At 47.1% G+C, this 24,551-nt stretch carries 21 protein-coding genes and 5 tRNA genes; 17 read left to right on the top strand and 9 right to left on the bottom strand.

Annotation, left to right across the window (positions count from 1 at the left end; all coding sequences use genetic code 11):
* The first annotated feature begins 2 nt into the window (after nucleotides 1–2).
* The 3 genes from LEUMU_RS0110820 (at nucleotide 3) to aroE (ending at nucleotide 3,064) form a co-directional block, all read left to right on the top strand.
* Nucleotides 3–1,133 carry a glycosyltransferase gene (locus LEUMU_RS0110820; RefSeq protein ID WP_022952301.1) on the top strand — a complete coding sequence of 377 codons (1,131 nt, stop codon included), beginning with the start codon at nucleotides 3–5 and terminating at the stop codon, nucleotides 1,131–1,133.
* A gap of 83 nt (nucleotides 1,134–1,216) precedes the next feature.
* Nucleotides 1,217–2,224, top strand: coding sequence for a porphobilinogen synthase (hemB, locus tag LEUMU_RS0110815; RefSeq protein WP_022952300.1), 1,008 nt, complete (start codon nucleotides 1,217–1,219; stop codon nucleotides 2,222–2,224).
* A gap of 3 nt (nucleotides 2,225–2,227) precedes the next feature.
* Nucleotides 2,228–3,064: a shikimate dehydrogenase gene (gene aroE, locus LEUMU_RS0110810; protein WP_022952299.1), complete on the top strand. Its 837-nt coding sequence runs from the start codon at nucleotides 2,228–2,230 to the stop codon at nucleotides 3,062–3,064.
* Nucleotides 3,065–3,085: 21 nt separating this feature from the next.
* Here aroE and LEUMU_RS25650 read toward each other — a convergent pair whose 3' ends face one another.
* Nucleotides 3,086–4,780, bottom strand: coding sequence for a hypothetical protein (locus tag LEUMU_RS25650; protein WP_157474311.1), 1,695 nt, complete (start codon nucleotides 4,778–4,780; stop codon nucleotides 3,086–3,088).
* 109 nt (nucleotides 4,781–4,889) lie between these two features.
* Nucleotides 4,890–7,487 (bottom strand): sugar-binding protein, encoded by a 2,598-nt coding sequence (locus LEUMU_RS29305; protein ID WP_084708084.1) that lies wholly within the window; start codon nucleotides 7,485–7,487, stop codon nucleotides 4,890–4,892.
* A gap of 340 nt (nucleotides 7,488–7,827) precedes the next feature.
* Here LEUMU_RS29305 and LEUMU_RS0110795 point away from each other — a divergent pair.
* The 5 genes from LEUMU_RS0110795 (at nucleotide 7,828) to LEUMU_RS0110770 (ending at nucleotide 8,565) form a co-directional block, all read left to right on the top strand.
* A tRNA-Ala gene (locus LEUMU_RS0110795) sits at nucleotides 7,828–7,903 on the top strand.
* Between the two features lie 257 nt (nucleotides 7,904–8,160).
* A tRNA-Glu gene (locus LEUMU_RS0110785) sits at nucleotides 8,161–8,235 on the top strand.
* A gap of 45 nt (nucleotides 8,236–8,280) precedes the next feature.
* Nucleotides 8,281–8,356, top strand: a tRNA-Glu gene (locus LEUMU_RS0110780).
* Nucleotides 8,357–8,385: 29 nt separating this feature from the next.
* Nucleotides 8,386–8,460 (top strand) — tRNA-Glu (locus tag LEUMU_RS0110775).
* A 30-nt stretch (nucleotides 8,461–8,490) separates the two neighbouring features.
* Nucleotides 8,491–8,565 (top strand) — tRNA-Glu (locus tag LEUMU_RS0110770).
* Nucleotides 8,566–8,767: 202 nt separating this feature from the next.
* Here the strand turns inward: LEUMU_RS0110770 and LEUMU_RS0110765 are convergent.
* The 7 genes from LEUMU_RS0110765 to nadB all read right to left on the bottom strand — a co-directional run bounded on the left by LEUMU_RS0110765 (nucleotide 8,768) and on the right by nadB (nucleotide 16,631).
* Nucleotides 8,768–10,288, bottom strand: coding sequence for an ATP-binding protein (locus LEUMU_RS0110765; RefSeq protein ID WP_051156018.1), 1,521 nt, complete (start codon nucleotides 10,286–10,288; stop codon nucleotides 8,768–8,770).
* 12 nt (nucleotides 10,289–10,300) lie between these two features.
* Complete coding sequence (locus LEUMU_RS0110760) at nucleotides 10,301–10,984, bottom strand: response regulator transcription factor (protein ID WP_022952295.1); 684 nt, start codon at nucleotides 10,982–10,984, stop codon at nucleotides 10,301–10,303.
* Nucleotides 10,985–11,134: 150 nt separating this feature from the next.
* Nucleotides 11,135–11,431, bottom strand: a complete 297-nt coding sequence (locus tag LEUMU_RS0110755) for a hypothetical protein (RefSeq protein WP_022952294.1) — start codon at nucleotides 11,429–11,431, stop codon at nucleotides 11,135–11,137.
* Between the two features lie 352 nt (nucleotides 11,432–11,783).
* Nucleotides 11,784–12,314: a DUF1287 domain-containing protein gene (locus LEUMU_RS0110750; RefSeq protein WP_157474309.1), complete on the bottom strand. Its 531-nt coding sequence runs from the start codon at nucleotides 12,312–12,314 to the stop codon at nucleotides 11,784–11,786.
* A 41-nt stretch (nucleotides 12,315–12,355) separates the two neighbouring features.
* Nucleotides 12,356–13,546: a cupin domain-containing protein gene (locus LEUMU_RS25645; protein ID WP_022952292.1), complete on the bottom strand. Its 1,191-nt coding sequence runs from the start codon at nucleotides 13,544–13,546 to the stop codon at nucleotides 12,356–12,358.
* Nucleotides 13,547–13,554: 8 nt separating this feature from the next.
* Nucleotides 13,555–14,922 carry an adenylosuccinate lyase gene (gene purB, locus LEUMU_RS0110740; RefSeq protein WP_022952291.1) on the bottom strand — a complete coding sequence of 456 codons (1,368 nt, stop codon included), beginning with the start codon at nucleotides 14,920–14,922 and terminating at the stop codon, nucleotides 13,555–13,557.
* 95 nt (nucleotides 14,923–15,017) lie between these two features.
* Nucleotides 15,018–16,631, bottom strand: coding sequence for an L-aspartate oxidase (nadB, locus tag LEUMU_RS0110735; protein WP_022952290.1), 1,614 nt, complete (start codon nucleotides 16,629–16,631; stop codon nucleotides 15,018–15,020).
* Nucleotides 16,632–16,971: 340 nt separating this feature from the next.
* Here nadB and rpoE point away from each other — a divergent pair, with 340 nt between their 5' ends.
* The 9 genes from rpoE to LEUMU_RS25640 all read left to right on the top strand — a co-directional run bounded on the left by rpoE (nucleotide 16,972) and on the right by LEUMU_RS25640 (nucleotide 24,550).
* Nucleotides 16,972–17,547: an RNA polymerase sigma factor RpoE gene (gene rpoE, locus LEUMU_RS0110730; protein ID WP_022952289.1), complete on the top strand. Its 576-nt coding sequence runs from the start codon at nucleotides 16,972–16,974 to the stop codon at nucleotides 17,545–17,547.
* A 34-nt stretch (nucleotides 17,548–17,581) separates the two neighbouring features.
* Nucleotides 17,582–18,238: a sigma-E factor negative regulatory protein gene (locus LEUMU_RS0110725; protein WP_022952288.1), complete on the top strand. Its 657-nt coding sequence runs from the start codon at nucleotides 17,582–17,584 to the stop codon at nucleotides 18,236–18,238.
* A gap of 41 nt (nucleotides 18,239–18,279) precedes the next feature.
* Nucleotides 18,280–19,134, top strand: coding sequence for a MucB/RseB C-terminal domain-containing protein (locus LEUMU_RS0110720; protein WP_169446415.1), 855 nt, complete (start codon nucleotides 18,280–18,282; stop codon nucleotides 19,132–19,134).
* Between the two features lie 35 nt (nucleotides 19,135–19,169).
* On the top strand, nucleotides 19,170–19,655 hold the full coding sequence (locus tag LEUMU_RS0110715) for a SoxR reducing system RseC family protein (RefSeq protein ID WP_022952286.1): 486 nt from the start codon (nucleotides 19,170–19,172) through the stop codon (nucleotides 19,653–19,655).
* 85 nt (nucleotides 19,656–19,740) lie between these two features.
* Nucleotides 19,741–21,174 carry a Do family serine endopeptidase gene (locus LEUMU_RS0110710; RefSeq protein WP_022952285.1) on the top strand — a complete coding sequence of 478 codons (1,434 nt, stop codon included), beginning with the start codon at nucleotides 19,741–19,743 and terminating at the stop codon, nucleotides 21,172–21,174.
* 23 nt (nucleotides 21,175–21,197) lie between these two features.
* Complete coding sequence (locus LEUMU_RS0110705; RefSeq protein WP_245570697.1) at nucleotides 21,198–21,428, top strand: glutaredoxin family protein; 231 nt, start codon at nucleotides 21,198–21,200, stop codon at nucleotides 21,426–21,428.
* Nucleotides 21,415–23,220 (top strand): translation elongation factor 4, encoded by a 1,806-nt coding sequence (lepA, locus tag LEUMU_RS0110700; protein WP_022952283.1) that lies wholly within the window; start codon nucleotides 21,415–21,417, stop codon nucleotides 23,218–23,220. The genes LEUMU_RS0110705 and lepA overlap by 14 nt, the downstream gene beginning before the upstream one ends.
* Before the next feature lies 1 nt (nucleotide 23,221).
* Nucleotides 23,222–24,013 (top strand): signal peptidase I, encoded by a 792-nt coding sequence (gene lepB / locus LEUMU_RS0110695; protein ID WP_022952282.1) that lies wholly within the window; start codon nucleotides 23,222–23,224, stop codon nucleotides 24,011–24,013.
* A 111-nt stretch (nucleotides 24,014–24,124) separates the two neighbouring features.
* A complete protein-coding gene (locus LEUMU_RS25640) occupies nucleotides 24,125–24,550 on the top strand; it encodes a DUF4845 domain-containing protein (RefSeq protein WP_022952281.1) in 426 nt (141 codons plus the stop codon).
* Nucleotide 24,551 lies beyond the last annotated feature (1 nt).

The raw sequence follows: 24,551 nt of genomic DNA, 5'->3' as shown, positions 1-24,551 counted from the left end.
CAATGAAGATCGTACACGTCATTGAGCCTATGGCACATGGTGTATTTATTTGGGTAATCGATATGGCCAATAATTTGGTCAGAAACGGTTACGAGGTCACTGTGATTCACTCTTTACGTGAAGATACGCCGAAGAATTGGCGAGAGCTATTTGATCCCAAAGTTGAGTTGATTCATGTGCAGATGGGGCGTGCTATCAATCCAATGACTGACTTGAAAGCCTTGTATCGGATTACGCGTGAGATTAAACGAATTAATCCGGATGTAATACATGGTCACTCATCCAAGAGTGGGGTGTTGGCAAGGACGGCAGGTTTTCTGTTAGGTCGTAATAAACGCACTCTATATACTTCGCATGCGATTCATTATCCTTTGATTGAACACCCCGTAAAGCGTGCTATCTATAAGGCATTGGAGCTAGTTGCGTATTGGATGGGCGGCACAATTATTGCCTGCTCCAAACGTGAATATGAAATTATTCTGAAGGAAATTACCAAGGGTAATACCACGCGATTAGCCTGTATTAGTAATGGTATTGATTTAAGCCAGATCACCATGAAAGATTATTCCGTGTTGAATGACAAGGTGAAGGTTGGCGTACTGGGACGTATTTCTACCCAAAAAGCACCGCATGTGTTTGCGGCTATTGCAGCGACTGTGCTGAGTCATCGCCAGGATGTTGAGTTTTATTGGGTAGGCAATGGTGAACCAGAAGATGAAGCGATGCTGGCTGAAGTGGGCGTTACAGTAACCGGCTTTTTGTCGCGCGCTGATGCAGTTAAAGTGCTGTCTTCATTGGATATTTTCTTGCAGACATCTCTGTACGAAGGTTTGTCGCTGGCACTACTTGAGGCACAAGCCGCCGGAATTCCAGCCGTAGTCACTAATATTCCGGGTAATGACGAAGTAGTGCAGCATGATTTGTGCGGCTTTGTTGGTAATGATGAAGCGGAATTGACGACTTATTTAGAGCGTTTAATTGACTCCTCAGCATTACGTCAGCAATTAGGGCTTGGAGCTCGTGAGTACGTCAATAAACAGTTCTCGTTTGATGCCATGGGTGATCAGTATAAGGCCTTATATCAGGAAATATCAGAAAATTATCCAACAGCACCGGTGGCGACAAGCCGCTAAGCATTACAGAAATTACGGGTGACATCAGTGCATCGCTGTGGCTTAATTCGGAGCTTGTTAATCGCAGGCTTTTAGGTGAAACAATGGCTATTGTTACCGGTAATTTTCCGTTTTCTCGTATGCGTCGTATGCGCAAAGACAATTTCTCGCGTCGTTTGATGCGGGAAAATGTGCTGACGACCAACGACTTAATTTATCCCGTATTTGTACTCGAAGGCGAAAATCAGCGTCAAGCGATTCCATCGATGCCTGGTGTTGAGCGTTTAAGTATTGATTTACTGGTGAAACAAGCCGAAGAAGCTGTTGCTCTGGGTATTCCGGCAATGGCAATCTTTCCGGTGGTTGAAAGCGATGGAAAGTCAGATGGTGCTGAAGAAGCCTATAACCCGGATGGTTTAGTTCAGCGCTGTGTGCGAGCACTAAAGGCAGCTTGCCCTGAGTTGGGTATTATTACGGATGTTGCTTTAGACCCTTACACGTCTCATGGTCAAGATGGCCTAATGGGGCCAGACGATTATATTCTGAATGATGAAACGGTCAGTGTATTGGTTAGGCAGGCGTTATCTCACGCCGAAGCCGGCGCAGATATTGTTGCTCCATCCGATATGATGGACGGCCGTATTGGTCATATTCGCGATAATCTGGAAACTGAAGGTTATCAAAACACCAAAATCCTCGCGTATTCCGCTAAATATGCCTCTAGCTTTTACGGGCCGTTTCGTGATGCTGTTGGCTCCTCTGGCAATATTGGTGGTGGTAATAAATACAGCTATCAAATGGACCCCGCCAATAGTAATGAGGCCCTCTACGAAGTTGCCATGGACCTTGAAGAAGGCGCTGATATGGTGATGATCAAGCCTGGTATGCCTTATCTCGATATCGTTCGTCGTATCAAAGATGAATTTAAAGCACCAACTTATGTTTATCAGGTGAGTGGTGAATATGCCATGCTAAAAGCCGCTAGCATTAATGGTTGGCTAGATGAGCGCGCTTGTGTGTTAGAGGCCTTAGTGAGTATGAAGCGTGCTGGTGCTGATGGCATTTTGACGTATTTTGCGATGGATGTAGCCCGTTGGCTGCAGGAGAAGTAACAAATGAGTGATCAGTATGCAGTCATTGGTAATCCGATTGCTCACAGTAAGTCGCCTTGGATTCATTCAAGCTTCGCTGAACAGTTGGGTGAGAGCCTTGAATACAGCTTATTGACGGCGGATACCGATGCTTTCGCGGCCGCGATTCGAGACTTTTCGGCTAAAGGTGGCAAGGGCCTTAATGTTACGGTGCCATTTAAGCAGGAAGCTTGGGCAGCAGCTGATGAGCTCTCTGATCATGCCCGTAAAGCAGGTGCAGTGAATACCTTAAGCTTTCTGGAAGATGGTCGGGTGCGAGGTGATAATACCGACGGTGTTGGCTTGGTTCGGGATTTGATTCAAAACCAGTCGGTGACGTTGGAAGGCCGACGCATTTTGATCATGGGTGCCGGTGGTGCGGTGCGAGGTGTTTTACAGCCGCTGCTTGAGCAATCACCCACTGAAATTTACATTGTTAACCGCACGGTAGAGCGAGCTGAGAATTTGGCTGGCTTGTTTGCCGAGTTTGGCAATGTATCTGCAGGTAGTTACGCTGACCTTCCCGAAAAAGGTGCATTTGATGTAATTATCAATGGCTCTTCATCCAGCTTGGGTGGTGAATTACCGCCATTGCCGGCTTCTATCGTTGCGTCAGGTTGTCATGCTTATGACATGATGTATGCTGCGGAACCAACTATTTTCGAGCGCTGGTGTACGGATAATCAGGTCTCATCCATTAGTAATGGCTTAGGGATGCTGGTTGAGCAAGCCGCTGAGTCATTCTGGATATGGCGTCATAAAAGGCCGGAAACGGCGGCTGTCCTCAATGCGCTAACCGCTAGTTTAAAAGCCACTGCTTAATTTCATGCTGAAGTAATTACTCTAACGATTAGCCTCTAAATAGTTGAGCAATGCATCGTATTTAGGTGCTTGCTCACGAGGCTGAGAAATATATTCCTTAGCTCCCCAGCTTCCGTACCAGCTATAGATGCGTGGGGCGCTAAAATGCACAAACACTTTAGCTCCGCTCGCTTTCCAAGCACTTAGATAGCGACCATAGAGCTCTCCCATTCGCGGATCACGATTTGCAGCATAGAGTAGTGGGTTTGGATGTGCCTCAACGGTGCGGGTTTCCCAGTCGACCAAGTGCTGTCCACCTTCATAAGCGACTAACTCCACACCAAACTCATTCGCTAGTTCGACCTGCGTTTGCATTTGCTCAATGCTAGCACTTAATCCGTAGTTTGAGCCTTTATCTAGCATCAACTCAAAAATGTCGTCTACAGTGCTCGCTTTTCGAAGCTCTTTAGGCAAAGCGTAGAAGTAGGGTGCAATCGCAAATACATCGGTGTAGCGATGGGTTTGCTCGTAGGAGAGCAGTTGACTGGTCAGTCGTTCATTCGCAGACCATCCTGATAGGGTTCTGAGTAAGCGCTGAGTCCCGCCAAACGTGTTTTCCCATAATTTAAATACCTCGACGCTGCGTTTAGCGTAAAACTTGATTCCTGCCGTTTGAGGGTCGGTATCTAGATTTCGTATTAAACCTTGCTCTATTGCGTATTTTTTATGGATGAAGATATTGTTCCAAACTTCATTACTGTATTCGACATAGACTTTCAGTGAAGGATTAAGGTGCTTTGCTGCGTAGCTTGAAAACTCACGAATATAATCATCACTGGCTCGGTGCGGCATTGAAAACCAAGCATCAGCCTGCAAGCGATTAGCGAGAGCGACCATCACCTCAAGCGGTGCACCGCGAGTGCCTTCTTTGCCTGCCCAGGTCGATTTATCCAGCGTATTGCGTGCGGACCATTGCTCAACAGGGTTGCGAGTCATGCCGGCCATATTCATAAACCGTATTACCCGAAAGTCCTTCATAAAGTTTAGGTAGTCAGGGTTAAACAGAAGCTGTGCGTGATGCTGATCAAATGACAAGTAGCGCTGTTTGCCGCAGGCTGTATTGGAGTCCACTCTGCGATAAGGGTTTCCCTCACAGATTCCGCCGGGTAATAACACTTTGATATTACGTAGTGGATTGCTGGCATTAATCGATTTTATGATCAGTGATGCATTTAAAATCTGATCTTTTCCGGCTTTAATCTCAATGATGTCTTTGTCGGGCTGTCGGGAAACTAAGCGAGCATCATTGCCATATTGCAGCTCACCAGCACCCTCATAGAGCACGGTATACAAGCCATCCGGAACCGTACCCGCAGGCAGTCGATTTAAGAATTTAGTCCCTGCAACGCCGCCTTTTAGATCGACTGGCCAGCCATCTTTATCATAAACAACACCTTTCGAGCTTAGCCAAGGGTGTGTATCCGGAAACGGGATGGATGATTTAAACAAATCAATAAATGGGATGCTGGCATTGTCTTCACGCAATTCATTGGTGTTGGTGCCCAGTAAATAGCGGCTATGTTGCTTTTGCAGAATGAGTGTGGCGCGCTCTGAAGCTGTGGGAGGTGCGTGTGGGATTGGATTAGGCTTTAAAACCCGTTTATAAAACACATAGCCAGCGGCAGCGGGTAGGCACAAGATCACGATTAGAGTGATGAGTTTAAACAGTAGTCTCAAAGCAGGCAGTATCTTAGGGAGTAGGGAAGGGCATTATTGACGGCGGGGTATGAGATTTCAAGCGCTGATCAGTCTGCCGGCGAGAATACCGGCAGACTGAATGTTGCGTTTAGTTGGAAAGGAGCATCCGACCAAAGTTTTGTGGATTATTCCAAGCGTTGTCGTTTTTAGAAAACCACGCCAGCTTGCCATCACGATCCGCGCCAGTGTCATCATCGTTCACTTGAACTTCCAGGCCGATAATGGAGCCAGTCTGTGGAATTACACCCAGCGTTTTCCATGGGATTGAGGCTTCCAATGTATAGCCATTAGCATGACGAGTCATTGACTGCTGAATGCCCAAGTCCGAACGGCGAGGTGAGCTCTGGCTCAGGTTCACCTTATGGTCACGCCAGCGGAAGATGAAGTGGAAATCATTACGACCGTCAAAGCGCGAGTTTCTGGAGCCATCAGCGTCTACGAACAACTCAATGGAATCATCTCCCCACGGCGCAGCAGAATCTCTGACAAAGCGATCATCAGTGGTATCTACCCGAACGTGTAGGAAGTCGCGGTCCCAGCTAGTCTGCCAGATTGCAGCTAGGTCAGCGCCACTGCTGATGTGTCCACCAACAATATTACGTAGCTGATTACTTGGCTGTCGGTTCCAGTCATTGCCACCACGACGCTGTCTAATCACGCCATCATGTCGGTTAATAACGCGAGCAGGTGCTGCGGCGACTTGGCGACGTTGTTGCTGTACCGGTGCCCGGCGAGCAGGAGGTGCCGGTGGAATAACAACAACCCGTGGTGGAGGTGCCGCTTTCGCAACTTGTTGTCTTGGAGCCGGTGCTCTGACCGCTTGTACGGGTCTGCTTGTAGCCACTGCCGTTTTAGCAACCGGTGCTGGCTTTGCTTTAACCGGGGCACGTGGAGCTGGTTTTGCTGCTGGTTTAGCCTTTGCTAGCGTCGTTGTTTTCGCAGCAGGTTTGAAGTTAGGGTTATTAGGCACTAAGGCAAACACACCTGCGGAAGGGTTCACTGCCGGCTTTGGAAGTCTTGCGATCTGTGCATTACTGCAGTTTCTCCACCAGCAGCGGTTGCTCTTGATAAAGCTCATCAGAGCGCGATGCTTAGGTGCTTTATTGTCAGATTGCGTCAGATACTCGCGAGTTCCCCAGCTACCAAACCATTGGTAAGTACGCGGAGCTGAGAAGCTCACAAACAATTGTCCGCCTGCTTTTTTCCAGCCATCCAAGAAGTCCTTGTAGGCTTTAGCCATGCGCCAGTCACGATTAGCTGCGATGAAGTATTTGGTCGGTGCTTTTTTGATGTCTCGGTTTTTCCAGTCAACCAAATGCTGGCCACCTTCATAAGCGATTAGATCAACACCAAAGCCTTTAGCGAGCTTAGCGTGCTTACCAATCAACTTACTGACGCCTGGAATTGAAAACGGCAGTGACTTGTCATAGATCATTTTGAAGATGTCGTTAACTGAACGGACCTTCATCATGGCCTTGCTGCTACCGTAAAAGTAAGGGCCAATCGCAAATGCATCAGTCTTTTTATATGCATCACGGTAGCCAAGCAGCATTTCTGTTAGTCGGGTGTAGCCGGTCCAGCCGCCCATAACACGGACTAAACGTTGCGTACCGCCAAACTCTTGCTCAAACATATTGAACACTTGTACTGAGCGCATAGAATAATACTTGTAGCCTGCCTTATCGCGATCTGGATCAAGCTTCAATTTCATGCCCATGTCTTTCATGTAATGCGCTTGGTCAAAGATGGTGTTCCAAGCTTCATTGGTATATTCAACGTACGCTTTCAGGTTTGGCTTCAGGTGTTTGCGGACATAGCGTGCAAACTGGCGCATGTAGTTATCATCAGCAGCATGCGGCAATGAGAACCATGGATCAGCATTACTTTGGTTGGCCAGCTCAATCATAATCTCAAGCGGTGCACCACGAACGGTTGGCTTTCCACCCCAAGTAGACTTATTCAGCATTGGGCGTTTATGCCATTCCTTAATCGGGTTGCGGGTAATACCTGCCATATTCATGAAGCGAATCACTTTGAATTCTTTCATGTAGCTGAGGTAGTCAGGGTTGAAAATCACCCGCTTGTAGTGTTTCTCAAACGCTAAATATGCTGAGCCACGACACGTTCTTGCATCATTCACTCGCTTATAGGGGTTGTTACTGCAGATTCCGCCCGGCATTAGGATGCGAATATTACGGATAGGGTCTTTAACATCCGTTTTCATAATTAGCAGGGTCGCTCTGATTTCACGATCCTTGCCAGCGATAATCGAGATTACTTCGCGGCCAGGCGTCTTTGAAACTAGCTTGGCGTCATTTCCGTACTGCAGTGTGCCTTTGCCGTCATATAAAACGGTATATTTGCCATCCGGAATTGTTCCGGCAGGTAGCTTGTTAATAAAGCGTGCACCAACCTGTCCACCATTTAGGCGAATCGGCCAGCCGTTCTTATCGTAAGCGATGTTGCCCTTGGTAAGCCAGGGGCGTGCTTCTTCAAATGGTGTGCTGTCGCGAAACACGTCGACGAATGGTGCGCTGGCATCGTCATCAAGTACTTCGTTAGTGTTAATCCCAAGTGGAGAGAGAGAGTTATTATAGCCAGCTACGCTGGGGGAGGATGGTAGAAGCAGCAAGCAGGCTAAGCCAAGCATGCCCACTGTACCTAGCGGCTTTTTTATTATTCTCATTTTTATTACCAGACGATTTTGGGGCGATGCAGACTAGTTATAAACGAAACACAGCTTTAAGGGTTTTTAGAGATAGGTTGATTGAAGCCCCGCTCTAATTTGTTGTGTTTGTCCCCGTAACCAGCGCTTTCCCCTTGGTTATTGTTATTCAGTCTTGAGTATAGCAACATTGATTTAGGTTTCTTGTGCTTTCGGATTAGTGGTTGAGTTGGCTAAGTTATTGTAATTTATACAGCTTGGGTTCAGAAATTGTTCATGTAGATGAATAAAGATAATTTTTTTTAAAAATCGGCTTGACAGAATTCCAAGGATAACGCAAAATTCGCGCTTCTTCGGCGTTGGGGCTATAGCTCAGCTGGGAGAGCGCTGCAATGGCATTGCAGAGGTCAGCGGTTCGATCCCGCTTAGCTCCACCAACGCTATTGTTTAAGGTGCATTATGGCTTTAAAGATAGGCCGATATTTGTTAATTATTGGATTCGTTATAACCTTAATAGGCCTCGTTGCTGGTTTTGGTTTGATGTTTTTCGGTAGTAGCGAATGGGCGAAGTTTTTTTTGATGATTGTCCCGATAGGGTTTATGGTTGGTTTTGCTGGCCTTACAACAACATTAATGAATTCGCCTGATAGTAGAGACAGATTCGACGATTCGTCGTTGTAATAGCTGTACCCATGTCCCCATCGTCTAACGGTTAGGACATCGCCCTTTCACGGCGGTAATCGGGGTTCGAATCCCCGTGGGGACACCATGTTGTACAGTGGTTTTCTACATTTAAAATTTGAATACGTTCCGAGTCCCCATCGTCTAGTGGCCTAGGACATCGCCCTTTCACGGCGGTAACCGGGGTTCGAGTCCCCGTGGGGACGCCAAATAGGCAACGTGTTTGAAATGATATTTAGTCCCCATCGTCTAACGGTTAGGACATCGCCCTTTCACGGCGGTAATCGGGGTTCGAATCCCCGTGGGGACACCATGTCATTGCAGTAACGAAGTATTTAAAATTGTCCCCATCGTCTAACGGTTAGGACATCGCCCTTTCACGGCGGTAATCGGGGTTCGAATCCCCGTGGGGACACCATTTTAAATTTTCTCTTCGCTCTTACCTTTCTAGTTAGTCTAAGTTACCCCCCCCCACAGTAAGTAATTCTTAAAAAACCTCAAAGACTGGGTTTTATTTCTGCATTTACTTAAGTCTCAGTGGATAATATCCGCTATCCGCTATCCGCTATCCGCTATCCGCTATCCGCTATCCGCTATCCGCTATCCGCTATCCGGTTGTTTTATGCTGGAAGATGTAATCTGACGCGTGCGCCAACATAGGGTGACATCATTAGCGATATCTTGCCGCCAGCATTTTCCACGATTTCCGCGCTGACGGCTAAGCCAATTCCTTGGCCCTCTGTTTTGCTGTCGGCACGCATGCCTCGGGTGAGTAGGGTGGAAGGGTTGCTGTCAGGAAAGCCCATTCCGTCGTCATCAATATCGACGACCAGAAAATCAACGTCTTTATTCGCGCTAACGGTTACTTTGGATTCGCAGAAGCGGCAAGCGTTGTTCAGAAGGTTTCCGAATACTTCCATTAGATCGTCGTAGTCGACCCGGCAGCGTGCGTATTCGTCCACATTGATCTCTATCTCGAAATTTTTATCAAAATAGACTTTGCGCAATGATTCACGAAGGCGGAATAAGATTGGGCGTAAGCTTTCAAGTTTGACGATAGCATTGTGGTCGCTGACAACGGCGCGTCGTAAGTGGTAAGCAACGATATCATTCATGCGCTGAATTTGATCATCCACATACTCTTGATTCACTTGCTTGCCATCTGTTGAGCGCATGGAGGCGCCTTGCAGTGCAGCAAGCGGTGTTTTGAGTGCGTGAGCGAGGTTATCAAGTGCATCGCGATAGCGTTTTTTCTGGCCCTTCTCCGCATGAATAAGCGTGTTGATCGCGCTTTTGACGGGTGTTAATTCGTAAGGGTAGGTGTGTTCGATTAGGTCTTTTTCCCCAGCTTCTATCAGCTTGATTTCATTCTCAATGCGGCGGATAGGGGAGAGCACCAAGTAGCTTCCAACTAGTTGGGCGATTAGTACGAGCAGGGTGGTAAGTATGACGACTCTGGGCAGGTCGCGAGCAAGGGTTTGCTTGCTTTCATTGATTTTTTTGGCGGATTTGGCCAGTACCATTTGGTAGTTTTTGTCGGCATAGCTAAAAGCTTTTGCGTAGACCAAAAAACCATCGCTATTCTGCTTTTCCCGTTCTTTGTTATTAAAGTTTCGACCTTGGGGGATAATGGGGTTAAGAATGCCGCTAAATGGATTGTTGGGCGTTACATTGATATCAAATGTTAAAAAGCCACGCTTCAGGGTTTTGTAGGGAGACTCTCCATTTAGAGCTGTCTCAAAAGCGTACTTAGTGGACCAAACAATACTGCCTTCTGGGCCGGTATCTTGAATGTACGCATAGTATTCACTGGCTGGGTTGTCGCCAACTTCCGAAAAATTTCGTTCCTTTAAAAAAGCCCTAAGCTCGTCTACTGCGTTATCAGCAGTCAGTAGGAAGTTAAGTGTCGGATGGGGTTCAACATATAGCAACAAGCTCACGCCATCTTTTTCAAAGAGGGCAATCTGTTCGTTAATCAGGGACTGATTTTGAAAGTGGTAGTACGCGGTGCCAATGCCTGCAAGGCCAGCAGTAATGATTGCAAGTGAGCTAACCAACTGCCGCCATCGGAGGGAGTTCGTCAGCCCAAGTAAACTATTGTGTGTCTTTGTTGCTGCTGACGCCTTGCCTTCCGGATGCATAGTTACCTACATTTATTGATTGTTCCTTGGGAGCGTGAAGCGGTAGCCGCGGCCACGTAAGGTTTCAATCGGCCCCAAGTTATTGTCTTTATCAAGCTTCATCCGTAAGCGACGGATAAATACTTCGATAACATTGCTATCGCGGTCGGAGTCATCATCATACATGCTTTCGGTTAGGTCTGTTTTAGAGATAACCTCGCCAGCGTGTAGCATCAGGTGCTGAAGGACTTTGTACTCATAAGCGGTGAGAGATACTTCTTCATCATGTAAATAAACGCGCTGCTCTGAAGTGTTTAGGCGGATCGGGCCGCAAGCGAACTCTGTTTGTGCCCAGCGTCCTGTGCGACGAAGTAGTGCACGCAATCTCGCTAGTAGTTCTTCATGGTGGCAAGGTTTATCTAGGTAGTCATCTGCACCAGCTTCCAGACCTTCAACTCTATCCTGCCAGCGGTTGCGGGCGGTAAGAATTAACACGGGGTAATCCAGGTTCTTGGTGCGTATATTTTTGATTATATCCATACCGCTGACTTCCGGCAAGCCTAAGTCAATAATGGCGATGTCTATCGGGTACTCAAGGGCATAATACAAGCCTTGTGAGCCATCTGCTGCTGCATCTACTACAAAGCCTGCTTTTTTCAAAATTCGCGTAAGATCTTCCCGTATTTCGGTATTATCTTCGACTATTAGTGCTCTCATTGCCACCCCTGAGTTGTTTGATTATTAGTGTCTAGTCGCGCCGTCCCACAAGAAGGTTTAATATAAAATCAATATCGACGGATTGCCAGAGTTATATGTGTAAAAAGTATTTTCAATGGGCAACTTTATAAGGATATAGGTAAAAAGTGATTACTTTTTGCAGTTTACTCTAATGATGTGTAATTCGCTGGCAATGGTCATGAAACGCACAACATAGCAATCCGGGTAACCTTCTTGAGGTGTTTTCTTAAAGCCGATCGCATCACCGTGGTGGCGCTTATTGATGTAGTCCATTACTTGAAGCGGGCTAACTGGTCTGTCTGATCCCGCTCTATCGACTTTGTAGTGAATCTCGCGCGCCGATGCGTCGCTCGCAATAAGTAGTGTTAATGTCGTCAACAGTGTCAGCAGACATGTCTTGAGTGTAGCGTGTTCTTTGCCTGGCATCGTATCTCCCCAAAAAATGCATTGCCGCAAACCAGTCGCTAACGGTGGTTTGTATGGAATTAATACAAATGCCGAATATGCTAAGGGCGCGGCCAAGTCTCCTCGGTCACGGCTGAGCGATCAATCAACATCCGATCGGCGTATTTTGTCGGTGTTTAGGTAAAGCCCATTACCTAAAAAGCCGGATTCTAAAGGATGCTTATCAATAATTTTTGATTAACTGTCCTTGATATTTACGGGCACGCGCAAAGCAATATGCCACCCGTTTATGATGAGGCAATTATGGAGTTTTAATTCTGAATATAAGCTGAATGAATTGCCTAAGAAGTAGGCGCCCATGCAGGTTTTTTTATCAGATTATTTCTGGGAAGTACTTAAAGTGGCCAGTTATATTCATTTTGAAGAGGATATTCTCGTGAACGGGGCCTTTTCCGATATTGTGTACGATCAGTGGTGTAATGCCGTCTGATGCAACTTTGTCGGAAACAATGCCAATATGTGGAAGGTTTGGCCTAATATCCCAAGTCACTATATCGCCAGGTGAGTAGGATCTTGGATTGTAACTAATTGGAAGGCTTTGTCCTGCTCGGGCGAAAAACACCTGAAGGTTGGGAACTCTGCGGTGATCGATATTTGGGTCAGGCTTAACGAGTCGCCAGTTACTGAAACTTGGGTAGGCGTAAAAATTAAGTGACATGTCGTGATTGACAAGTTGCTGTAGATCAATACCAAGGCGTCGATAGGCGCGAACAACGACATCAGTACAAACGCCAATATCATTTGATACATCGCCCCACGGGAAGCCGATCTTCTGGTAGCGACCGTCATAGGTGACAGAGTGCTGAGTCCGCTCGCTAGCCGCATCGGTTAGCAGCTGTGCCATGTAATTGTTAGCGGATGCCGGGCCTGATAAAAGGGTAAGTGCTACGAGTGCTGATCGAATTCCTGCTGAGATATGCATGATTCTGGTTCCGTTAATACGATGTTATTATTTTTTATTAGTGTATTAACTAGCTCGCAGGCTTCCGGATCGGTACACGCTGCGGCGAGTTCATTAGCACTGTAGTAGTGCTCTTTACATAAATATTGTACAAGTGAAAGCAAGTTTAAGTCGAGTAAAAGCTCATTTCCTCCGACGAACAGTAGAATTGCATCCTGTTTTAGAGTGTAAGCGATACGCAAGCCTGGGTAGCGTTCAAAATCGCAGGCCGCATCATAATCTTCAGGGGGCTCTGACAAATCTTCGGTTAATGCAGGGTCCGGCAGCTTGCTCTCGGTTAAATATTTCCCCAGCCAACTATCCAGTGAGGCAGATTCTTCTTCAATGCCTTCCAGTATGAGCTGGCGTAATGCTTGCGTGTCAGTCGCGCTAATTTCACCCGGATTGCTTTGCATCGCACGCATTGGATCACTGAAGCGTTTTTTGAATGAGGGTGCAGCAGATAGTTGGTCCAGCCATGCTTGCACTAAGTCATTGCGTGAGGGTGCTCTGAAGCCAACCGATAAGGTCATGCACTCGCCATCTGCGACGCCATGGTGTGGCACGTTCGGTGGCAGGTAAAGCATGTCGCCGGGCTCAAGTGTCCAGCTGTGGTTATCAGAGAAATTCTGTAGAATTTTAAGGGCTGGTCCCGAAACCGGGGTTGTATCATAGTCCGGACGGTCATCAATAGACCAAACCCGTTTACCTTCCAGTTGGATCAAAAATACATCATATTGATCAACATGAGGGCCAACCGAGCCTTGATCAGCTGCATAGCTAATCATGAGGTCATCAATGCGCCAGTCCGGAATAAACCGGAATGGCGTTATGAAATCCCGAAGTTCCGGAAAGTAATTCTCAATGTCATTAATCAGCAAGGTCCAATGAGTTTGTGGCAGGCTAGTGAAGTCTGCCTCCTCAAAAGGACCTTGCTTAAGTTGCCAGGGTTGTTCGCCATGCTCAAGCACAATGCGGGATGGGGCTTCCGTATCGCAAGCCAGTCCCGCTAGTTCTCCTGCATCAAAGCTAAGTTCAGGCACTTCAAATGCTGAACGCACCAATAATGGCTTTTGTTGCCAATACTGACTTAGAAAATCTTCAGTGCTGAGTTCGCCGAATACACCCTGTGACATAGTCGTCCTTAAATCGCTTTAGCTTGAGCGGCTGCGTTACCGATGTAGCTGGCCGGTGTTAGCTCGCGTAATTGCTGGCGAACTTCTTCCGGTAGCTCCAGAGTATTAATAAACTCAGCCATGTCTTCTGCAGTGATGCGACGACCACGAGTTAAGGCTTTCAGTTTTTCATACGGCTTTTCAATGCCATGGCGACGCATCACCGTCTGTACAGCTTCACCAAGCACTTCCCAGTTGCTATCCAGCTCATTTGCAATGCTCGCTTCGTTTAGCTCAAGCTTGCCGATACCTTTTAGTGCAGATTGATATGCAATCATGCCATGGCCAAGACCTAAGCCCAGTGAGCGCAATACCGTTGAATCTGTCAGGTCGCGCTGCAATCTTGAGGCGGGTAGCTTTTGTGCTAAATGTGTCATTAACGCATTAGCAATACCTAAGTTACCTTCCGCATTTTCAAAGTCAATTGGGTTAACTTTGTGTGGCATGGTGGATGAGCCTACTTCGCCAGCAATGACTTTCTGCTTAAAGTGACCTAGTGAGATGTAACTCCAGATGTCACGACAGAAGTCGATCATAATGATGTTATAGCGGCTGCAAGCATCAAACATCTCAGCGATGTAGTCATGTGGTTCGATTTGAGTGGTATAAGGGTTCCACTGTAAGCCTAGAGACTCCACAAACTCTTTCGCAAATAACGGCCAGTCAATTTCAGGGTAGCTTGCGTAGTGCGCGTTATAGTTACCAACAGCACCATTAATTTTGCCCAGTACTTCGACAGCTTGAATTTGGCTTAGCTGGCGATTCAGGCGTTGTGCCACGTTAGCCATTTCTTTACCAACGGTGGTTGGTGACGCGGGTTGGCCGTGGGTACGGCTCAGTAATGCATCATCAGCATATTGGTGAGCCAGTTCAGTAATCGCGGTATTGATTTGCTGTAGCTGAGGAATCAGTACTTCATCTCGACCACCTTTTAACATTAATCCGTAAGCCAGATTGTTAATATCTTCAGAGGTGCAAGCAAAGTGAATGAACTCACTCACTTTCAGAATTTCAGCATTGCTCTCTACTTTTTCTTTTAGAAAATACTCAACCGCCTTTACGTCGTGATTGGTGGTGCGCTCAATCTCTTTTACGCGCTCAGCATCGGCTTCAGAAAAATCGTTAATCAGCGAGTCTAACAATGCATTGGCAGCATCAGAAAATGCAGGTACTTCTTCGATTTGAGGGTGCTTCGCCAGTGCTTGAAGCCAGCGAACCTCAACCAGTACGCGATGACGAATCAGGCCATATTCACTGAAAAAAGGGCGAAGTCCTTGTGTCTGGCGCGCGTAGCGTCCGTCAACTGGAGAGAGGGCAGTAAGGCTTGAAAAATTCATACGGAATTCCGTGATTGGGCTAAACAGAAAATAGAAGGCGCATAGTATACGCTGATTTCAGCAAGTCTGACAAAGTAAAGGTCCTTGATTTTTGTCTAGGGAGAGCGACGAATTGGGTCAAGTATAGTGCTCACTTGTTCCATTTCCGGATTGCTCTCGGGGAAGTCTAGGGTGTAGTGCAGGCCTCGACTTTCACTGCGACTTTGTGCTGAACGAATAATAAGTCTGGCAACCTCGGCCAGATTTCTCAGTTCGATCAAGTCGCCAGTCACTTTGAAGTTGGTGTAGTACTCGTCAATCTCTTTAAGTAACAACTCAATTCGGTTGCGAGCGCGGGCTAATCGCTTGGAGGTTCTTACAATGCCGACATAGTCCCACATAAAGCGGCGTACTTCATGCCAGTTATGGTTGATAACAACGCGCTCATCAGAGTCAATGACCCGGCTTTCATCCCATTCCGGAATTTTGATCCTTGGGTGGTGGGTATCGTAGTTACGAACAATGTCTTCCGCGCAGGATTTTCCGTAAACAATGCACTCCAGCAATGAGTTGCTGGCCAGCCGATTTGCGCCGTGTAAGCCGGTGTAGCTGGTTTCGCCAATTGCATACAAGCTATGGATATCGGTATGACCATCCTGATCGACCATTAAGCCGCCGCAGGTGTAATGCGCCGCCGGAACCACTGGAACGGGTTCCTTGCTCATGTCGTAACCAAAGTTTTCACAGGTTGCGAACACATTCGGGAAGTGTTTTAGGATGAAGTCTTTCGGTTTATGACTAATGTCTAAGAAGACAGAGTCAATACCGAGCCGCTTCATTTCGTGGTCGATAGTGCGAGCGACGATATCACGTGGTGCTAACTCCCCGCGCGGGTCGAAGTTCTGCATAAAGCGAGTGCCATCTGGCAGTAATAATCTTCCACCTTCGCCGCGTACTGCTTCAGTGATCAGATTAGACTTTGCGTGGGGGTGGTACAGGCAGGTCGGGTGGAACTGCATAAATTCCATATTGGCGACACGGCAGCCTGCACGCCAACCCATGGCAATACCATCACCGCTCGCGCCATCTGGGTTACTGGTATACAAATAAACTTTGCTGGCACCACCAGTAGCTAAAACTGTAAAGCGAGCCTCAAATGTTTTGATGTCGCCGCTTTCTCTGTCTAACACATACGCGCCGAGGCAGCGATTTTCACGGGTACGCCCGAGTCGTCTGGTGGTCACTACATCGATGGCGATGTGATGCTCAAAAAGCGAAATATTGCCACAGCTTCTGACTCGGTCGAGCAGGGTGGTTTCAATGGCTTTTCCACTGGCATCATCAGCATGCGCAACTCGACGGCTGGAGTGACCACCTTCCCGTGTTAGGTGTAAGTTGCCAATAGTTGGCGCATCCGGGCCTTCATGTTGGCGGGTAAATGGCACACCCTTGTCTAGTAGCCACTGGATGGCGTTGCTGCCATTGCTCACGACGTGCCGCACGGCATCAACATCGCACAAGCCAGCGCCTGCAATTAAGGTATCAGAAACATGTGATTCAATGCTGTCAGACTGGTCCAGCACGGCAGAGATGCCACCTTGCGCATAGAATGTGCTGCCTTCTGATAGCACGTCCTTACTAAGTACAGCGACACTAATGTGTGAAGGGAGGCTCAGTGCCAGACTGAGTCCTGCAGCGCCACTACCGATAATCAATACGTCATGTTGCATAGGGTTTGTGCCTGTCCGAAAGGTCGATTGGTCATTATAGGGAAACTTAAAGTTTAAGTAAAAGCAGTATCAGTCAGCCTAATGGCTACGGTGGTCTGGTCAGGATGCGGTTTCGGGAGTTCATTTGTCGATCGGATTGTAGTATGTTAATCCGCCCGAATGTCGATCTCACAAGGTGTCGGCAATAGCTGTTTATCGGCTTAGATAAAATAAACGGAACTATCTGATTTGTTCGGGTCTTAAGTGGGTGTAGATACTATGGTTTACACTTTGCGAGACAATAATGCTACTATCCGGCCAAAAGCTTAGGTAGTTAATTATATCAAGGAGTGTGGCCCAGATGGGCGGGAACCAAACCGATTTAGAATTGGTCAAACGTGTACAGGCAGGTGATATGTCTGCGTTTGACGTACTGGTTCTTAAATACCAGCAGAAGGTCATCAATTTGGTGAATCGCTATGTGCACGATCCTCATACATCGATGGACGTTGCACAAGAAGCCTTTATCAAAGCGTACCGAGGGCTGGGGAACTTTCGCGGAGAGAGTGCTTTCTATACATGGTTATACCGTATTGCGATAAATACGGCGAAGAACCATCTGGTCTCCAAAAACCGGCGTATGCCGGATAGTGATATTGATGCACAGGAAGCTGAGCAATACCTGAGTGCGGATAGCTTGCGGGATAATGCAACCCCCGAGCATGAATTACTGAAAGATGAGATTCATGTCACAGTGATGGATGCCATCAACGCATTGCCGGAAGACTTGCGAGTTGCGATTACGCTGCGTGAGTTGGAGGCAATGAGCTACGAAGAAATTGCGGAGGCAATGGAGTGTCCGATCGGGACAGTGAGGTCACGGATTTTCCGGGCACGTGAAGCGATTGAAAAAGAACTGAAGCCATTAATGGATTAGGCGACAGTGAAATTGGGCGAAACGGGTTGATATTATGAGTCAAACAACAAAACAAGAATACTTGTCAGCGCTTCTGGATGGCGAAGCAGGGTCTTTTGAGCAGCACCGGCTATGTGATGCCCTGGATTCTGATACTGAGATGCAAACTAAGTTGGCGAACTATGCACTCATTGGCGAAGCCATGCGTAATCAGCAGCAAACTGCTCGTGTCGGGCCGTCATTTTTGGCCGGGATACAAGAAGCGCTGAAAGATGAAGCGATTCCAGTGGCTGAAGTGCCGGAATCAACGCCAAACGTGATTCCATTACCAGTAAAGAAAAAACAATTATGGCCTACCAAAGTTGCAGGGTATGCCGTCGCGGCGTCCGTTGTAGCTGTAGCTGCGATTAGTTTACAAAATTATTTTATGACGGTTGAACCTGCTCAAAGCATCGCATCGGTTTCAGAGCCGGCCGCGCCTGTACTGGCACAAGCTGAGCCGAAAATGCCCGTTGCAAAAGCGCAAGAGGTTGCTCAATTGACCACCATGCGTGCTTCATTCACGCCGGCGGCTGAGCCGGTGTATAGCATCCCAGATGCGGCAATGCGTGGCATGATTGATGAATACGTGGCGCAGCATTTTCAATATGCTAGTAGCAATACGTTAATGCCTGCTGTGCGGGCAGTTAGTTACTCTACGGACTTCAGATGATGGCTCCTCGTGGCTTCGCGATAGTTTTGTTGGCAACGTTAATGGCGCCTGTCAGTGCCAAAGACGTTGGTATGGATTTAATGGTTGAGATGACTGACGCTCTGCATCGATTAAATTACAGCGGGACGCTAGTGCACATTAAAGGCGCTGATCTTAATACGCTGAGAATCTCGCATGAGTATATCGATGGCGTGGAAAATGAAGTTATTTCCAGTCTGAATGAGTCGCAAGAAAGCGTGTCACGTCAGACTCAACCGTTTAGCTTGTCACAGGTTCCAGATTCCATCGAGGTGATGGATAAAGTGTATTCACTGGATGTGGGTGCATTTAAGAAAGTTGCCGACCGTAAGTGTCAAATTGTGATTGCCAGACCTAAAGATAAGATGCGTTACTTGCAAAAGTACTGCATTGATAGCTTAACCAAGCTGCCGTTGGCATATTCATTGATTGATAATAATCACAATGTGGTCGAGCAATTTACTTTTACAGCGGTTGAGATTTCAGAGCCAAATCCGGATCAGTTACAAAAGGCTTATGCCAGTGTGGCTTCTGCTGCGCCGCAAACCTTGTTAGGTAGCTTGCAGCCTTCTGGTGATTGGACGGTTGAAAAACTGCCTAAAGGTTTTACGTTCGGTAAAGTCCGTGCGTCGGCCCAAGTTGGCCAAAAAGCGGATAATACCGAGCACTTTGTGGTGACGGACGGTTTAAGCTCAGTGTCGGTTTTTATTTCACCAATCACTACCGCTCAACCAGAAAATATGTCTGGGATTAGCTCTGGCGCTCTAAATGTGTTGACCTCACAAAAGAATAATCACAGAATCACTTTGGTAGGGGAGGTTCCAAAAGGAACTATGCAGCGTATATTTACAGGCTTGCATTATCGTGGCGTAAACTAAGTCACGATCAAACCGCATATCGGGGGAGAGTGGTTATGATGATCGAAGAAGAAGCGATAGTCGTCAGTAGTAACGGGCAATATGCCTGGGTGTCACCCTTAGAAAATAGTAGCTGCAGCGGATGCGAGTCCTCTGGGGCCTGCTCAACATCCTTTTTAAAAGGGATTTTAAAGCGCAAATCAGAGCGCACTATTCGGATTGTTAACTTGGAAGCGGTTGAGCCAGGTGAGCATGTGATTGTCGGGATTCACTCGGTTAATCTTTTGATTAGCTCTGCGCTGGTCTATTTGCTGCCAATTTTATGCCTTATTATTTTTGCATTGTTGGGTAAGGTGTTTTTCTCTGAAACGGCCAGTATTTTGCTGGGTTTATCCGGTCTGGCATTTGGTTTTTTTGCGGTGAATCGCACAACGGCTAATTTAGCGGTTTGTGGTCGGTTAGAGCCTGTCATGCTCGGTAAGCGCAAAGCTGAAGAAAAAGTCATTGAATTTAGTCAAGCATCCGCTCTGCTTAGGTTATAATTAGCGCTCTTTCGTTCGCGACTGGCTTGTTTGGCAGGTAGATTGCGACGTCAATTTGCTGGGTAAGCTTCGGGAGTGCTACTGCATGCGCATGCGGACATATTTCATTGGAATAATTATATACGGGCTGGTCGGGACGCTATCTCTGACTGCCTCGGCAGAAGGATTGCCAAACTTTACTACTTTGGTAAAGCAACAAAGCGCGGCGGTTGTGAATATCAGCACCGAACGCAAACTTCCTAGTCGCTCAAAGCTCCCCCCCGGTATTGAAATCCCTGAAGAAGGCACTGGAAATGAAGCGCTTGACGAATTTCTGCAGCGGTTTTTTGATTTCGGGCAGGATGATGATAGTGACTCTGACTCCTTAGGTTCTGGTTTTATTATTTCCACCGATGGTTATGTGGTGACTAATCACCATGTGGTAGATGGTGCGGAAAAAATTGTTGTTAAGCTCAATGATCGCCGTGAGTTCTCCGCTAAAATTATTGGTACGGACAAGCGCAGTGACTTGGCCTTGCTCAAAGTCAGCGCTGAGTCGTTACCTAGTACCACATTTGGTGATTCTGATGCGTTGGAAGTTGGTGAATGGGTCGTCGCTATTGGCTCTCCATTCGGCTTTGATTACAGCGTAACGGCTGGTATTGTCTCTGCAAAAGAACGTAATCTTCCTTCTGAAAGTTATATCCCTTTTATTCAAACAGACGTGGCTATTAACCCTGGTAACTCAGGCGGTCCTTTGTTTAATCTGAAAGGCGAAGTGGTTGGAATAAACTCACAAATATATAGCCGCACCGGTGGCTTTATGGGCTTATCGTTTTCGATTCCCGTGGATGTTGCTGAGAACGTGATTGAGCAGCTCAAGACTAACGGAGAAGTTCGTCGCGGCTGGTTGGGCGTATTTATTCAGGAGGTCACACGAGAATTGGCAACGACTTTTGGTTTAGATCATCCAAAAGGTGCATTAGTTGCTGAGGTTATGCCTGGTGGTCCTGCTGATGGCTTGTTGAAGCAAGGCGATATCATTCTGGAGTTTGCCGGTAAGCCGGTTGTGAACTCTCAGACGCTGCCATTTCATGTCGGTTCGGCTTCAGTTGATGAGACTGTCGATATTTTAGTGCGCCGTGCAGGTTCCAATGTATTGGTCAGCCTTAAACTAGGCGAGCTTCAAAAGCAGGATGCAATCGAGGAAGATATTGAAGAGGTTGAGGATGTAGAGAGAACATCTGATGTCGTTCTTGGTATCGCCGTTGAAGATCTGGATGATGAAATTCGTGACTCTGTTGGCTTAGATAAAGGCGGTATTTTGGTACAGCGAGTGATGGGTGATGCAGCCATCAAAGCGGAAGTAGAGCGAGGCGATATTATTACTCAGTTCGACGGTCAACAGGTTGAAGATGTGCAGGGCTTTAAGAAAATGGTCGCACAAATTACAGGGGATCGCACCTTGGCTATTTTGGTGATTCGTGATGGTGCTGCGCGCTTCCTTGCATTCAAGCCTGACGTGGAATCAGAAAAATAGTGGCATACGATAGGGCGCTCATAGTGTATTATCGCCGAGGCTGTCATCTCTGTGACGAGATGGCGGTTCACCTGAGCCAGTATCAGGCAGAATTTAACTACCAGATTGAATGGGTAGATATTGATAAAGATCCCGAACTGACACGTCGCTATAATGTGGATATCCCCGTAGTGAAATATCAGGACGAAGTGATTATGTATCATTTTTTTGATGAAGAACAACTTAGACTGACGTTTACTCATGCACCAAGCTAATCAGAATATTCGAAATTTTTCGGTCATTGCTCACATCGATCATGGTAAATCCACCTTATCCGATCGCTTTATTCAGTACTGCGGCGGTTTAACGCAGCGGGAAATGGCGGCGCAGGTCTTGGACTCCATGGATATCGAGCGTGAGCGTGGTATTACCATAAAAGCGCAAAGTGTTTCGCTGGATTATAAAGCCAGAAATGGTGAGACTTATCACCTGAACTTCATTGATACACCAGGTCACGTGGACTTCTCTTATGAAGTCTCGCGCTCTTTGTCTGCCTGTGAGGGAGCGCTGCTAGTGGTAGACGCTTCTCAAGGTGTGGAAGCGCAGAGTGTGGCCAACTGCTACACGGCAATCAATCTGGACCTTGAAGTGGTACCAGTGCTGAACAAGATCGACTTGCCAGCGGCTGACGTTGACCGTGTCTCGCAGGAAATTGAAGACATTATCGGTATTGATGCCTCAGAAGCGGTGCATTGCAGCGCGAAAACGGGTGTTGGTATTGAAGATCTGCTGGAGCAATTGGTTGAGAAAATTCCACCACCAAAGGGTGATTTGGATGAGCCGTTACAGGCCTTGATCATTGACTCATGGTTCGATAATTACCTTGGTGTTGTGTCCTTAGTGCGAGTCATGAATGGGCAAATTCGTAAGAAGCAAAAAATCCGCGCGATGCATACTAATCTGGATTTTCAGGTAGATCGTGTGGGTATTTTCACGCCTAAGATGCACGATATGCCGCAGCTGAATGCCGGTGAAGTAGGTTTTATCATCGCGGGTATTAAAGAGATCGACGCTGCTAAAGTCGGTGATACCTTTACGGATGCCGCTAGGCCTGCCGCTGCGCCACTAGCAGGTTTCCAGGAAGTGCAACCACGAGTATTCGCGGGTATATTCCCTGTGAGCTCAGATGACTATGAAAATCTGCGTGATGCACTTAGCAAGCTGAATCTTAACGACTCCTCGTTGAACTACGAGCCTGAAACGTCTCAGGCGCTGGGTTTTGGTTTCCGTTGTGGTTTCCTTGGTATGTTGCACATGGAAATTGTGCAAGAGCGTTTGGAGCGTGAATACGATCTGGACTTGATTACCACTGCACCGACTGTGGTTTATGAAGTTGAGCAAACTGACGGTGAAGTGATTAAAATTCACAACCCATCGCAGTTGCCAGCGGTTAACAAGATCGCTGAGATTCGCGAGCCAATCATTGTCGCTAATATTCTGGTTCCGCAGGATTACTTGGGTAATGTGATTACCTTGTGCGTGGGTCGTCGTGGTGTACAAAAGAACATGCAATACATGGGTACTCAAGTCTCTTTGACGTATGAGCTACCGATGAATGAAGTCGTTTTGGACTTCTTTGATCAGCTAAAGTCAGTGAGTCGTGGTTACGCCTCATTTGATTATGAACTCAGCCACTTCCAGCCAGCTAATCTGGTGCGTGTGGATGTTCTGATCAATGGCGAGCGAGTGGATGCTTTAGCGATTATCGTACACAAAGAGTTTGCAGCTGCTAAAGGCCGTGACCTTGCTGAACGAATGAAAGAGCTGATTCCTCGTCAGATGTTTGATGTTGCGATCCAAGCGTCTATCGGAACCAATATCATTGCTCGTACAAACGTAAAAGCATTACGTAAGAATGTTATCGCCAAGTGTTATGGTGGTGACGTTTCTCGTAAGCGTAAACTGTTGGATAAACAGAAAAAAGGTAAGAAACGCATGAAATCAATCGGACGTGTCGAGATTCCTCAGGAGGCATTCCTAGCAGTGCTAAAGGTAGGGGATAAGTAACATGAAGTTCACGTTTGGTCTTGAGTTCTGGCTGGTATTCGCCACGCTAGTCTGCGGAATTATTTTGTTTGTTTATCGCTTCGTGATGGGGCGTAAGAGTGATGTCGGCAATGAGCCGATGCTGATCGATTATGCACGCTCTTTCTTCCCTGTGTTGCTAGTGGTTGTTGTGCTGCGTTCATTTGTGGTTGAGCCATTTCGGATTCCATCCGGCTCGATGATTCCAACGCTGCAGATTGGCGATTTCATTCTGGTGCAGAAGTATGCCTACGGTATTCGTTTGCCAGTTATCCAGAAGAAAATCATTGAAACTGGCTCACCTCAGCGTGGTGATGTCGTGGTTTTCCGTTATCCGGAAGATCCATCCATTAACTACATCAAGCGCTTGATTGGCTTACCGGGCGATCGCATTGAGTGGACTTCTGATAAGAAGTTAATGCTAAATGGTGAGTTGGTTGGTGAGGAAATGCTGGAACCATACACGTATAACAGTGCTCGCTCTGGTGAGATTGAAGTAACACGCTTACGCGAGACCTTGCCATCTGCAGATGCTGACCATAAGCATGAAGTGATCTTAGAGCCTGGCTTAAGCCGCACTGGTGAGTGGGTTGTACCAGAAGGCCATTACTTCATGATGGGTGATAACCGCGATAACAGTGCGGATAGCCGTTTTTGGGGTTATATGCCTGAAGAAAACTTGGTTGGTAAGGCTGCTTTTGTTTGGTTGCATTGGAACTGGCAAAAGGGCGGTGATGGCTTCAATTTCTCACGGATTGGAACCTCGCTAAAGTAAGCAAAATGGGACTGGCCGCCTGTCACCTCAGATTGACAGCGCGGCTCGCAAAACCAGACAATGAGTGCTGAATTGTATTTAAACTAACAGCGACTCATTGGAATAATAATAATGAAAAAGTCTCCGAAGGCCCAACAAGGTGCCACACTCATCACTTGGTTGATCATGGTTTCAATTGGTATTGTTATCGTGAGTGCGGGATTGAAAGTGGGGCCTTACTACTTGGAATATAACTCCGTTCGCAGCCTAATGAATAGTATCGCGTCTGAGCCGGGCATTGAGCGGGCAAATAAGCGTGAGATTATGGCGAAGGTTGAGCGCTACTTGAATGTGAATAGTATGGATAGCTTGAGCGATGCCTACTACGCAGGAAAGAGTGGTAAGCCGGGCACTGAAAACCCGTTTAAAATTGTAAAGATAAAGAAAACGAATCAGCGTGAGTTGGCCGTACAATATGAAGTGCGCAAGTCATGGATGGGTAATTTGTCTTTCTTGATGGATTACAAGTATCAGGTACCATTGGGTAAACAACAATAAG

Source organism: Leucothrix mucor DSM 2157 (assembly GCF_000419525.1).
Taxonomy (GTDB): Bacteria; Pseudomonadota; Gammaproteobacteria; order Thiotrichales; family Thiotrichaceae; genus Leucothrix; species Leucothrix mucor.
The sequence above is the reverse complement of the archived record's forward strand: the minus strand, read 5'-3'. Positions and strand labels throughout refer to the sequence as shown.